The sequence below is a fragment of the Corynebacterium sp. KPL2680 genome, from assembly GCF_040225675.1.
GTDB classification, from domain to species: domain Bacteria; phylum Actinomycetota; class Actinomycetes; order Mycobacteriales; family Mycobacteriaceae; genus Corynebacterium; species Corynebacterium rhinophilum.
The window spans coordinates 50,996-63,748 of sequence record NZ_JBEHFM010000004.1 but is presented as its reverse complement, the minus strand read 5'-3'; the positions used below and the strand labels follow the sequence as shown (position 1 = coordinate 63,748).

The 12,753-nt window shown below is 56.9% G+C and carries 9 protein-coding genes and 1 pseudogene; 3 read left to right on the top strand and 7 right to left on the bottom strand.

The genetic code is table 11. The features are described 5' to 3' along the window. The first annotated feature begins 46 nt into the window (after nt 1-46). Both ABRP66_RS03245 and ABRP66_RS03240 read left to right on the top strand, forming a co-directional pair. Nucleotides 47-691, top strand: coding sequence for a GntR family transcriptional regulator (locus ABRP66_RS03245; RefSeq protein WP_284769527.1), 645 nt, complete (start codon nt 47-49; stop codon nt 689-691). Then, a complete protein-coding gene (locus tag ABRP66_RS03240) occupies nt 688-1,920 on the top strand; it encodes an MFS transporter (protein ID WP_284769526.1) in 1,233 nt (410 codons plus the stop codon). The genes ABRP66_RS03245 and ABRP66_RS03240 overlap by 4 nt, the downstream gene beginning before the upstream one ends. Nucleotides 1,921-2,059: 139 nt before the next feature. Here ABRP66_RS03240 and ABRP66_RS03235 read toward each other — a convergent pair whose 3' ends face one another. From ABRP66_RS03235 to ileS, 3 genes are all read right to left on the bottom strand, one after another. Beyond that, entirely contained in the window at nt 2,060-3,421 is a 1,362-nt protein-coding gene (locus ABRP66_RS03235; protein ID WP_349838325.1) for a hypothetical protein, read from the bottom strand. Nucleotides 3,422-3,938: 517 nt separating this feature from the next. Continuing rightward, nucleotides 3,939-4,844 (bottom strand): hypothetical protein, encoded by a 906-nt coding sequence (locus ABRP66_RS03230; RefSeq protein ID WP_284851956.1) that lies wholly within the window; start codon nt 4,842-4,844, stop codon nt 3,939-3,941. Nucleotides 4,845-5,288: 444 nt separating this feature from the next. Continuing rightward, the gene (gene ileS, locus ABRP66_RS03225) at nt 5,289-8,453 is read right to left on the bottom strand and encodes an isoleucine--tRNA ligase (protein ID WP_284769523.1); all 3,165 of its coding nucleotides are present in this window, start codon (nt 8,451-8,453) and stop codon (nt 5,289-5,291) included. 286 nt (nt 8,454-8,739) lie between these two features. On the opposite strand from ileS, the pseudogene ABRP66_RS03220 reads away from it, so the two are divergent. After that, a pseudogene (locus tag ABRP66_RS03220) lies at nt 8,740-9,738 on the top strand (HNH endonuclease signature motif containing protein). Nucleotides 9,739-10,051: 313 nt separating this feature from the next. Here the strand turns inward: ABRP66_RS03220 and ABRP66_RS03215 are convergent. The 4 genes from ABRP66_RS03215 to ABRP66_RS03200 form a co-directional block, all read right to left on the bottom strand. After that, entirely contained in the window at nt 10,052-10,258 is a 207-nt protein-coding gene (locus ABRP66_RS03215; protein WP_284769522.1) for a zinc-binding dehydrogenase, read from the bottom strand. A gap of 135 nt (nt 10,259-10,393) precedes the next feature. Next, nucleotides 10,394-11,590: a DivIVA domain-containing protein gene (locus tag ABRP66_RS03210; protein WP_284769521.1), complete on the bottom strand. Its 1,197-nt coding sequence runs from the start codon at nt 11,588-11,590 to the stop codon at nt 10,394-10,396. Nucleotides 11,591-11,798: 208 nt separating this feature from the next. Then, nucleotides 11,799-12,089, bottom strand: a complete 291-nt coding sequence (locus ABRP66_RS03205; RefSeq protein WP_349838324.1) for a YggT family protein — start codon at nt 12,087-12,089, stop codon at nt 11,799-11,801. A 94-nt stretch (nt 12,090-12,183) separates the two neighbouring features. Next, entirely contained in the window at nt 12,184-12,657 is a 474-nt protein-coding gene (locus ABRP66_RS03200; RefSeq protein ID WP_349838323.1) for a cell division protein SepF, read from the bottom strand. Between the last annotated feature and the right edge of the window lie 96 nt (nt 12,658-12,753).

Sequence of the window (12,753 nt, the reverse complement as noted above, 5' to 3'; positions counted from 1 at the left end):
TGGGAATAGGTTGACGCTTAAACTATCTTGTATGCAAGATGTATGCATGAGCGATACAAGCATGCAGCCTGCCGCGGAGCGGGTTTATGAATTAGTCAAAGAAAGGATCATCGACGGCACCATCGATTCCTCGCAGATGCTGTCAGAGGCCGCACTCGCAGCCGAGGTAGGAGTCAGCCGCACCCCAGCCCACGAGGCTTTCCTGCGCCTGGAGCTCGAGGGCTTTTTGCAGCTTTATCCCAAGCGCGGCGCGTTGGTCGTGCCGATTAGCCCCCAAGAAATCCGGGAGGTCTACGAGGCCCGCCTGCTTGTCGATGCCCACAGTGCCGAGAAGATCTGCCAGCTGGGCGAGGAAGAACGCGGGGGCATCGCCAAGCGCCTGCACGAAAACATCGCGGCCCAAGACGCCGCACTGGATGCCGAGGACCTCCGCGAATACACGCGCCTAGATGCCCAATTCCACCAAATCATCATGGACAGCGCCGGCAATAGCCTGCTGGCCAACGTGGGCCACCAGCTGCGCGAGCGCCAGCAGCGCTTTACCGCCACCGCCATCGGGCGCAATGTGGCACGGGCCCGCGCGTTCGTCGACCAGCACCGCACGCTTGCCGATGCCCTCCTCACCGCCAACCTGCCCGACTACCTCTCCGCACTCCGCTCGCACCTGAAGAATTCGAAGGATCAACTATGAGTCAAGACACCGCCAATCGCGATTGGTTACCCGTCGCCGGCAGCATGGTCGCCGTTGCCTGGGGCGGCAATGAATTTACTCCTCTGCTCGTGATGTACCGCGAGCAATCCCACTTCTCACAGGTCACCGTCAACGGCCTTCTAGCGGCCTACGTCATCGGTATCGTGCCCGCACTGCTCATCTCCGGACCACTCTCGGACTACATCGGCCGCCGGCCCACGATGCTGCCCGCGGCACCGCTCTCCCTGGCCGGGTCGTTCCTGCTATCCATCGCTCCCGAAGAACCCCTCATCATTGCCGCCGGCCGCGTACTGTGCGGCCTCGCCCTGGGCATCGTCATGGTGGTCGGTTCCACCTGGATTTCCGAGCTCATCACCCGGTCCGGCGGTGACCCCGCCGCAGGACCGCGCCGGGCATCAATGTGCCTTACCGTCGGATTCCTCATTGGCGCCGCCTTGGCCTCGGTACTAGCCCAATGGGGACCGTGGCCCACGCACCTTGCCTATGTCCTGCACATCCTGCTCACCGTCATCACCGCGGTCTGGCTATTGAGAACCCCCGAAACCCGTCCACCCCGCGGCGAGACGGTCAAAGACACATTCTTGGAATTAAGCATCCGCGATATGCTGCACATGCTGCACATTCCATCCGCTGCGCACCGCCGCTTTTCCCGCATCGTCCTTCCCGTCGCCCCTTGGGTATTCGGCTGCGCGGGTGCGGCCTATGCCCTGTTGCCGCAACTGCTTTCCGATTCCGCCGGCGATGCCCCCATCGCCTTTTCCGGCCTCATGACCGTCATTACGCTGGGCTGCGGGGTTGGCATCCAAATGTTTGGCAAGGTCATTGACACCCACCGCTCCGCCCGGGCCTCCGCCGTTGCCATGGCCGTCATTACCGTCGGTACCATTTTCGGCGCCATCGCCGCACGCACGCTTTCCCTCCCGCTCGGCATCACCAGCGCCGCCGTCATGGGCGCTGGCTATGGCCTAGCACTTGTCGCCGGTCTTTCCGAGGTCCAGCGTATCGCCGGAAAAGATGACCTCGCCGGCCTTACCGCCGTGTTCTATTCCGTGTCCTATACCGGCTTCTTTATCCCCATGGCCTTTAGCGCGCTCGCGCCCTACATAGGCTTCACTGCACTATTCCTCATCGGCTCCCTGCTGGCCATGTGCTGCCTCATCAATGTGATTCACGGCTGGCGCGCCCACCTTCCCGGCCCAGTGCGCTAAGCCAAGACCCGCAACATTCGGCCAGAAAACGCAGAAACCGGAGCACCTCCTCATGGAGGGCTCCGGTTTAGTCACTGCCAGTAGCCGAGTCTGAGCATCAAGCTCACACTAATCCGCCCATCTGCTTATTCAAACAAGATTAGAACTTGAACAGTGAAAAGAAGTTACGCAGTGGTTGCAAGAGACGAGCGAGGCCCGAGTTCTTGTTGAAGAACTTGGCAACACCTTCAACCAAAGCAGCCAAACCAGGAATTACTTCAAAGACCTTGCCGAACTTAGAGCTACCCTCTCCAGCACCAGGGGTGCCTTCAGCGCCCGGAACCGATGGCTGTGCCGGCTTTGTGGAACCGCTGCCTCCCTCCTTGCCCTTGCCATTACCGTTACCAGGGGCCTGCTCGGGTTGCGACTCGCTGCCCTTATCAGCAGTCTTCACGATGAGCTCTACGCTGTTGCTTTCACCGGTTTTCGGATCCGTGACGTGAGGAACTGGGGAAACAGTTACCTTGTCACCTGCCATTAGCTTGACGTCCGCAGGTACATCGATTTCGAACGAGACAAACTCACCTTCAGGAACTTGGCCCTTCTGTGCAGACTTTTTCTCTAGCTTGACGACAGTCGTCTGAATCTTTCCGCTGGGGAAAGAAGCCTCAATTTCCACCTCTTGGCCTGGGTACAAACGAACCTTACCGGTAACCTTTTTGTCTCCTGCCTTGATGTCATTTACTTCCGCGGTAACAGCAAACGGGAATTCGCCTTCAGAGTCCCCAGAATCTGGACGCTCTTCCTCAGCCACATCCGCAGGCTTAACAACTACTGGTATGGATTTGCTCTTACGATCGTCCGGAGCGAAGGAATCATATAGCGAACTAAAGAATAGTGTTTCACCTGCCTTTAAGGTAATTCCTTCAGGGACGTCGAATTTAAAGGTGACAGCCTTACCATTAGAGGCTCCACCCTCTTCAACAGAGTTTTCCTCAAGCTGTACGTCCGTAGTTAAAGTCCTGAAGCTTGGGAAAACAGCTTCAACTGTCTTCTGTTGACCTGGGAGCAAAAACACCGAGCCAGTGATTTCCCTGTCCCCTGCCTTGACATCATTCACCATTAGAGGAGCCTCAGACTGCTGTCCGCCTTCAGTAGGCCCTTTGCCATCATCGTCGGAAGCGCCATTGATCCGCGCTTCCCTGACAACCTCAGAATGTGACAAACGCTTCAACTCTTCTTCAGAATAAAGAGGAGTGTTGTCCTTCCCCAGGAGCTCCTTAGCTGTCTGTGTCATTTCGCCAACACTTAGCTCAGTTATCTGACCCACACTCAACTTGCAGTTACGCTGCAGATGCTCCGCAACGTTGGCATTGATGCGAGCATCAAAATCGACGCCGGCTCGGAAGTTCTGTGCGCAGTTAAGATGCTCACCAGCAGCCCAAGCAACTGGGGTAACAGCGGTAGCCATGAGAGATGCAGAGATAGCTGCAGAAGCGAGAACACGCTTATTGAGTTTCATACGAGCCCTCCAAGGGGTACTACAAGCTACGGGTCCTATACACACCACGATTTACTTTCAAAGAATGCAAAGCATGGGAGGCGGACACCGCAGAAAGCGGGATAACACGACCTCTATCGTGTTATTTACGTTTTTAAACGCAGGATTAGTAAACCATATTGATTTTTCACTCAAAAGTGGCAAACCGAAAAAGTGTGCGAGATCACTTTATGACCACGCCTTTAGTGCAACAAAACAATCGCAGGAGATGGGTACTACTCAACAGAGGCCGACACCTTTTACTTCGACTCCTACGACACATGCAGGATCAAACTCAGCTTGGGTCGCATAATCGCTGCAAAACATAAGGCCGTTCAGGTAGCACGAGATTTAAATTAAACAATCAAAACCCGCTTTCCTGACCCTATTCGTCAAATAGAAACCGGAGCACCCTGCAAAGAGGTGCTCCGGTTTTATTTAATGCCTGAAGCATTAGTCAGGGCATCGAGCATCCGTATATCCGCTAATCCAGACGGGATTAGAACTTGATATTAAACTGCGACAAAAGGTCACGGAGTGGCTGCAAGAGACGACCGAGACTTGAGTTCTGGTTGAAAATTTTAGCAACCCCTGCCATCACAGCAGCCAAACTAGCAAAGCCACCAATTCCGCCAAAGATATTGCCAAAATTAGAACTGCCCCCTCCAGAGCCAGGGACACCATCGCCCGGAGACTTACCACTTTCTGCAGGCTTAACAATAACTTTAACGGGTAAGTCCTTGTTAGTGGCCTCTTCTGCGGCAGCAAGGAACCGAGTAACCATTATTTCATCTCCGGCGTTTAATTGAATTTCTTCAGGAACACCGAATTTAAAGGTGACAACTTTACCTTCAGCGGTTTTGCCCCCTTCACCAGGCTTTTCGTCAGATTTTAGCACTTTAGTCGAAACGATCCGGCTTGGAAAATGTGCCTGAATTGTCTTCTGCTGACCTGGGAGCAAATACACCGAGCCAGTAACTTCCCTGTCCCCTGCTTTGACTTCGTTCACCGAAAGAGGAGGCCCGGACTGCTGCTCGCCATCAGCGGGCCCCTTGCCGGTATCACCGGAAGAAACGTCGATATCCTTTGCTAAAGCGACGACGTAAGAAGGCGACAGACGGTTCAACTCTTCTTCGGAATAAAGAGGAGCACCGCCCTTCTTAAACTCCCTAACGACCTGTTTCATATCTTCAACATTCAGCCGAACGATCTGGTCCACGCTCAAATTACAGCTACGCCGCAAATGTTGCGCAACGTTGGCATTGATATCAGCATCAACGCCGGCCCGAAAGTTCTGTACGCAGTTAAGATGCTCACCAGCAGCCCAGGCGACTGGAGTAACAGCGGTAGCCATGAGAGATGCAGAGATAGCTGCAGAAGCGAGAACACGCTTATTGAGTTTCATACGAGCCCTCCAAGGGGTACAACAAGCTACGGGTCCTCTACACACCACGATTTACTTTCAAAGAATGCAAAGCATGGGAGGCGGACACCGCAGAAAGCGGGATAACACGACCCCTATCGTGTTATTTACGTTTTTAAACGCAGGATTAGTAAACCATATTGATTTTTCACTCAAAAGTGGCAAACCGAAAAAGTGTGCGAGATCACTTAATGAACACGGCTTTCATGCATGCTGTCAAGGTTGGCAATGGCGTCCTCGCTAAACTAAGACCACGATTACTTCAGCTTCTCCAGCCCCCTAAAAACAAAGTGCACAGCCCCATCTCTTGTTTTATTTTCATTCTTGCGCATATTGGACGCACTGATTGATAAGCGCAAAGCGGCCCGGCCGGACGCTGTAGATAGCATCAGGCAGGGCCGCTTAACGTTTAAGCTTTGTGCGCTCTTAGTTCTTGGCTACGGTGGCGGTGACTCCGGTGAGGATATCGTGGGCATCGGCAAGCGGCTCGGTGACCACGGAGAACTCCGTAGCCAGCACTTCGCCTGCGATGGTGTCAGCATGACGCTGCGCCCACTCCTTCTTATCTTCGGCAACGCAAAGGACCACGGAGATGCGGTCAGATACGTCGAAGCCGGAGTTCTTGCGGGCATCCTGCAGGCCGCGGATGACATCGGCGGCCCAGCCTTCTGCCTCGAGCTCCTCGGTGACCTCAGTGTCCAGAACGACGAGGCCATCCAAGCCCTCGATGCGAGCCGTGGAGTCCGGGTTCGCCGCCTGCAAACGCTCGGTATATTCCTCAGGGCTCAAGACGATGTCCCCGTCAACCACGACCTCATCGCCGCGGCGCTCGTAGTTGCCCGCCTTGAGGTTCTTGATGGCGCGCTGGACATCCTTGCCCAAGTGCGGACCGGCAACCTTGGCGTTGCAGACCACCTGGAAGGTGCCGACGGAATCGACATCATCAGTAAGCTCAACCTCTTTGACGTTGACCTCGTCGCGGATGATGTCTGCGAAGTCCGCCAGGCTCTGCGAGCCCGCGAAGGCAACTGTGAGCTTCGGCAACGGCAGGCGGTTGCGCAGCTTATTGGCCTTGCGCACCGAGGACGCAGCCGATGCCACCGCGCGGGTGGCGTCCATGGCAGAAACCAGGTCCACATCCGCGGGGTAGTCCTCGACCTTGGGGAAGTCCGCCAGGTGGACGGAGCGCTCACCGGTCAGGCCGCGGTAGATGACCTCGGCGACGTGCGGCAGCAGCGGGGCCACCACGCGCGTGGTGGTCTCCAGCACGGTGTAGAGGGTATTGAAGGCCTCCGGGTTGGCATCTTCGCCGCCCCAGAAGCGATCGCGGGAGCGGCGGACGTACCAGTTGGTCAACACATCGGCGAAAAGGCGAACCTCTTCGGTGGCGGTAGCGATATCGGTCCCCGCCAGCGCAGCATCGACGTTGGCCACAAGATCGTGGGTCTTAGCCAGGATATAGCGGTCGAGCACGTGCGTGGAGCTCGTATCGAACTTAGCTTCCTGCTCGGCGTAGAGCTGCAGGAAGGTATACGCATTCCAGATGGGAAGCAGCGCCTGGCGCACGCCCTCGCGGATGCCCTGCTCGGTGACGATGAGGTTGCCGCCGCGCAGGATGGGCGAGGACATCAGGAACCAGCGCATGGCATCGGAACCGTCTCGGTCAAAGACCTCGTTGACGTCCGGGTAGTTACCCTTGGACTTGGACATCTTAAGCCCGTCATTGCCCAAGACGATGCCGTGGGCCACGACCTTCTTGAACGCCGGGCGATCAAAGAGCGCGGTGGACAGCACGTGCAGCAGGTAGAACCAGCCGCGGGTTTGCCCGGAGTACTCCACGATGAAGTCCGCCGGCGAGTGGGTTTCAAACCACTCCTTGTTTTCAAACGGGTAGTGCTTTTGCGCAAACGGCATGGAGCCAGACTCGAACCAGCAGTCCAGCACGTCCGGCACGCGGCGCATGGTGGACTTACCGGTGGGATCGTCCGGGTTGGGGCGGGTCAGCTCATCGATGTGCGGGCGGTGCAGCGACTCCGGGCGCTTGCCGAAGTCCCTCTCCAGCTCATCCAAAGAGCCGTAGACGTCCATGCGCGGGTACTCGTCATTATCGGACATCCACACCGGGATGGGCGCACCCCAGTAGCGGGTACGCGAGATATTCCAGTCGCGGGCGCCTTCCAGCCACTTGCCAAATTGGCCATCGCGGATGTGCTCCGGCAACCATTCGATCTCGTTGTGGTTGAGCTCCACCATGCGGTCGCGGAATTCGGTGACCTTTACAAACCATGCGGGCAGCGCCATGTAGATAAGCGGCTCGCCCGAGCGCCAAGAGTGTGGGTAGGAGTGCTCAATGGTCACGTGGCGCACCACTCGACCAGCGGCTTTCAGGTCCTTGATGATGGACTTATTCGCATCGAAGACCAGCTGGCCCTCGTACGGCGGAACCTGGGAGGTGAACTTGCCGTCCTCATCCACTGGGACCACCAACTCGATATCGTACTCGTTGGTGGTATTCATATCGTCTTCACCAAAGGCGGGCGACTGGTGGACAACACCCGTACCGTCTTCGGTGGTGACGTAGTCTGCCAACAGCACCTGGTAGGCATTGCGCAGGTCTGGGAAGAAGCCGAAGATTGGCTCGTACTTAAAGCCCTCGAGCTGTGCGCCGGTAAAGGTACCCAGTACCTCGGCCTCACCCAGTTCCTTTTCCAGGGTGCCCAGCAGGTTTTCGGCCATGATGAACGTGCGGCCGGCGAATTCGCCGTCGGTGGCCTTAAATAGTGCGTAAGTGACCTCCGGGTGGACCGCCAGCGCCTCGTTGGACGGCAGGGTCCAGGGGGTGGTGGTCCAGGCGAGGAAGGAGGCATCGGCAAGCGCGGGGTTTTCCGCCAGCGTCTTTTCCGCCGCGGTGCCCTCGCGAGCACCTGCGACTGGGAAGGTCACCGTCAAAGTGGGATCCTGGCGCATCTTGTAGGAATCATCCAAGCGCGTTTCCTGGTTGGACAAAGAAGTATGCTCCGCCCAGGAGTAAGGCAGCACGCGGAAGCCCTTGTAGATCAGGCCCTTGTCATACAGCTCCTTGAAGGCCCACATGACCGATTCCATGAAGTTGATATCCATGGTCTTGTAGCCATTGTCAAAGTCCACCCAGCGAGCCTGGCGGTTGACGTAATCTTCCCACTCATCGGTGTATTCCAGCACCGACTTAGCGCAGTACTCGTTGAACTTATCCAGACCCATGTCCTCGATCTGGGCTTTATCAGTGATCCCGAGCTGCTTTTCCGCCTCCAGCTCCGCGGGCAGGCCGTGGGTATCCCAGCCAAAGACGCGGGGGACGTAATTTCCGGCCATCGTGCGGTAACGCGGCACGATGTCCTTCACGTAACCGGTCAGCAGGTGGCCGTAGTGCGGCAGGCCATTGGCAAAGGGAGGGCCGTCATAAAAGATGTATTCGGGGCAGTCCTTGGTCTTTTCCAAAGAAGCCTGGAACGTATCGTCCTGCTTCCAGTACTTCTGGACTTCTTCTTCCATATCCGGGAAGCGGCTCGAGCCGCCGGTCATATCGACCTTGGGGTAAATCTTTTTCACCATTATCTTCCTTCACGCTGTAACTTGATGCAGGGACGGGCCAATGGCTCGCGGTACCACCCTGCTTGAGCTAAAAAGCTCCGCTTCGTTTCGGTGAAGGAGATAACGGTCCCACCCGTTCAGTTCTACTGAGCCTTCTGGCTGTTCTTCTGAATTGCTCCCCCGGTGATGGCCGGATCATCGCATGTGCCCGCCAGTATAGCGTCACAGGAACGCTGTGCACAAAAGTTATCCACAGGTAGAAATTTTCCTGTTGTACGCGGTTGCGCGCGGCCATAGATTATGAAGCATGACCGCGCTCGAGAATTACTTAGCAGCTATGGCCCCGGGGATGGATATCGTCGCCGGGTGCGCTGGCCTGTCTGAGGACGATCTGCGGGCGCATGGTGCGCCGGAGCACACGGCGCGGGAGCTTATCCTGCTCAAAGAGGCTTATTGCGGAAACACCAAATTCACCGGCCGGCGCCGGCGAGCCATGGACGGTGCCCGGCGCAATGGCCATTCCATCGTGGCGTTGTCCATCATCGAAAAGTATGCCCGGAAGATGCCCACGCTTTTCGATGCCTGGCTTCTCCGCGAGCAGCTCTGCACCACCAACGCCGGCACGACGGACCTAGAAAAACTGGCAAAATCCAAGCTACCTGCGAAAAAGAAGAAGGTTAAGCCTGGGGTGCGTATCATTCGCCGCAAGAACGCGCCGTGGACCCTGGCCATCGATGCGCGCTCCTCGCTCATTGCGGACCTGCATGCCGCGCTAAAAGAGAGCGGCAAGGAGCCGCTCGAGGCGGTGGAACAGACCTTTTTCGGCGACGGATCCGCCGTAAAGACCACGGTGATGACCAATGTCCTGGTCAACCTGGATGACTACGTGCGCATCATCAATGGCGATGGCGAAGAAATCCAGCTGCAGATGACCAACGGGGCAACTCTTACTGGCGCCGAGTACCTAGAACGCGCCCTCAAGGAACGCGGGCTCATTACCCTCATTAGCCCCTTTGAGGGAGCGGTCAATCTGTACCGCACGGAGCGCTTTGCCAATGCGAAGCAACGCCTTATGGCTGCTGCATAAAATCCCATCTGCCCGTGGCCGCGGTGCAATAGGCCCGCGGACGAATGCCAGATTCATCATTTGGAGCCGTGGTTGCACGGTGGATTGACCAATATAGGTAACTTATCCACAGCCTGCGCCTACCACAACGGGGTCAACGACGATGATCCCAATGCCCCGCCACTGCGCGGACACCTGGTCCGCAGGAATGGGACCATCCGGTGGGAACCTCCGGATTAGGCAGGAGCATCTGAAAGCTCGTGGCGCATTCCCGGCTGGGGATCCGCCTAGGAGTCCGCCTGAGGATCCGTTTGAGGATTCGTTTGGGAATTCGACGCCAGATCGGAGAAAACCGTCATCCAATAAACCGCAGAAGTTGTGAGTGACACGATTGCTACTGAGGCTCGGGTCCCAGCCAGTTGAGGCGCCGGCGTGCGCCTACTTTGGCATGCCGTAATTGCGTGGAGATTCTTTCTGGCCGCTCACTTTGATCGAATCAACCAAGCCGCACCGAAAGTGAGCGGACCAAGACAGATGTGAGCGGTGAAGAGCCTTAGTTCTGCTTCCATCCATGGGACAAGTCTTCTTCAAGGGCATTATTATCCGTTCGGTACTTGCGCGCCCAGTCGATGATAAACAAAACGATGCCAGAACCCGCTGCGATGAAGACGAGGTACAACGCCCAATCGGCGGTATTTAAGACATACGTCACCAAAGCCACGAAGGCCACGAGGGCGAGGACGAGGGCGGCAACGAGCATGGCAGTTCCTCTCAGGGGTTAAAAAGAAGCGATGGGAACAATCATAGCGGGGATAAAACCACAATAGCGCCCACTCCCCTAGAGGTGTGGGCGCTACGGGTAACTAATTTGGTTTAGTTACTGCCAACCAGCTTCTTAGTTCTTGCCGGCATCGCCGTTTGGTGCGGCGGTTCCGCGGGTCTCGAGCTCTTCCAGCTGGGACTCGAGGAGAGTCTTCAAGCGGGTGCGGTACTCGCGCTCGAAGGTGCGCAGCTCGGAAATGCGTGCCTCCAAAGCGGTCTGCTGCTGCTTGACCGTGTTCATCACTTCGGTGTGCTTCTTCTCAGCATCAGCCTGCAGCGATGCGGCCTTCTCCTCTGCCTGGCGAATCTGGGCCTCGGCACGGGAGGAAGCATCGGACTCGGTCTGCTGAGCCTTGGACTCTGCCTCAGAAACCAGCTTCTTGGAGCGGGTTTCTGCATCCTGTACCTGAGCATCGTACTTCTTCTGTGCCTCGGCAAGTTGTGCCTTGGAACGAGAGTCGGCATCGGAAAGCTGCTTTTCTGCAGCCGTGCGAGCCTCAGACAGCATGGATTCAGACTCGGCACGAGCCTCAGAGGTCAGGCGATCCGCCATCTCCTGGGCCAAGCCCAGCACGCGGGCTGCTTGCATGTGCGTATCCGGGGTAGCCAGGCCGTCGACGCCCTGTGCTGCACCAGCACCAGCAGCGGCCGCTGCGGCGCTGGAGGCAGCCGAGTTCGAGGAGCCAGCGGCAGACGCGGACTTCTTCAGGCTCTCGTTCTCGCGCTGGGAAGACTCCAGCTCCTTCTTAGCCTGCTTAGCCTCTGCACGAGCCTCCTCGGCTTCCTTCTTAGCCTTCGCAGCTTCGTCGCGAGCCGCCTTGAGCTCGGCGGTATTAGCGGCAGCGGTGGCACCAGCTGCTGGGGCATCGGCACCGCTTTCCTTTGCCTTTGCGGCCTCAGCCTGGGCGGCCTTGACCTGCTCCTGGGCCTTCTTGGTTTCTTCCTTAGCGCGAGAAACCTCGGACTTGGAATCTGCCAACTTGGTTTCATACTCAGCACGCAGCTTAGCCTCAATCTCCTTGCGCAGAGCTGCTTCATCTGCACCAGAGTTTGCGGCGGCTGCGGCACCAGCCCCTGCTCCGCCGGCCTTGGCCCCGGAGCTAAGATCGCTCACCTGCGCCTGCAGGTCTTCATTTTCATCCTGCAATTGGGCAAGGGCATCCTCAACGAGGTCGAGGAACTGATCTACCTCATCCTCGTTGTAGCCACGCTTGCCAATCGGCGGCTTGCTGAACGCGACGTTGTGTACATCAGCTGGTGACAGTGGCATGACTTGTCTTCCCCTTCGAGTTGATACAACCCCGGAGGTTCCAGGGCCTTAGGAGCTGCGGTTCCAGTTTATTTAAACCTTCCCCACAAAGTTATATGTAGTTCATGATACGGGTTATCGCATTTTATTGTAACCGAAAGTCTACAATAATGGACGTAACGCTGACTCTCAATGTCTACCACAGGTTACGGGGTGATGCGGGGCTGTCCTACAAGAAAATAACCTGCAGGAAAAGCGTCAGGAACGACAGGATGAAAAACAGCACTAGGACGGAAACATCCAGCGCGATTCCGCCCATCTGCAGCGGAGGAATAACCCGACGCAGCGCTTTGACCGGTGGATCCGTGATGGCGAAGAGGGGTTCAGCGATGATCATGAACCAGCGCGGGGGGTTGAATTGCCGCGAGAAGGATTGGATCATCTCGATAATAATTCGGGCAATCAGTACCCATGTATAACCCCTCACCAAAAAGATGAGAATAATTCCAATTTCAGTCACGATTACTCAGCCTATCGAATAGTCCCCCGCACGTGCGCATTGCGCTCCGTACGGGGGTTAATGGGATGTGCGTCGTTGTGCTTGGGCCGCGCTCCTAGCGCAGGCCGGCGGCGCGCTCCAATTCAGGTTTGGCGATATCGGCGGACTTCGGCACGACGGCGAATACCTTGCGCTGGGTATCCATCCCCTTCGACAGGTTGAGCATGCGGCCTTCTAGGCCAAAGCAGAGACCCGCTGCGAAGTCGATGAAGCGCTTGGCGGTGCCGCGCTCGGCATCGGTAAGCTCAAAGACCACTGCATCGCCATCGCGGAAGGGCTCACCCACCTTGGCGGCATCGTTGAACGAGGTCAGGGAGATTGCCACGATAGTCGGGACGAACTTTTCCTCGACAGGCGCCGACGCTGGGGTTGGCTCATAAGCCTGCGGGGCGCGGCGCGGGGCGTATGCCGCAGAAGTAGCTGCTCCGTTGCCCGCGTAACGCGGCTCGTCGTTGTAGTAGGCGTCGTCTTCTTCGAAATCCATCGGACCAAGCCCGAAGAAATTCTTCGTCCTATCAATGAATGACATTTTTGGGTCTCCCTCTGACCTAAATTTGTTCAAGTTCAAGCGCGTAAATGTGAATGATGTGACTCATGTGATTTACGCTGTGAAATGCGCTTTTGC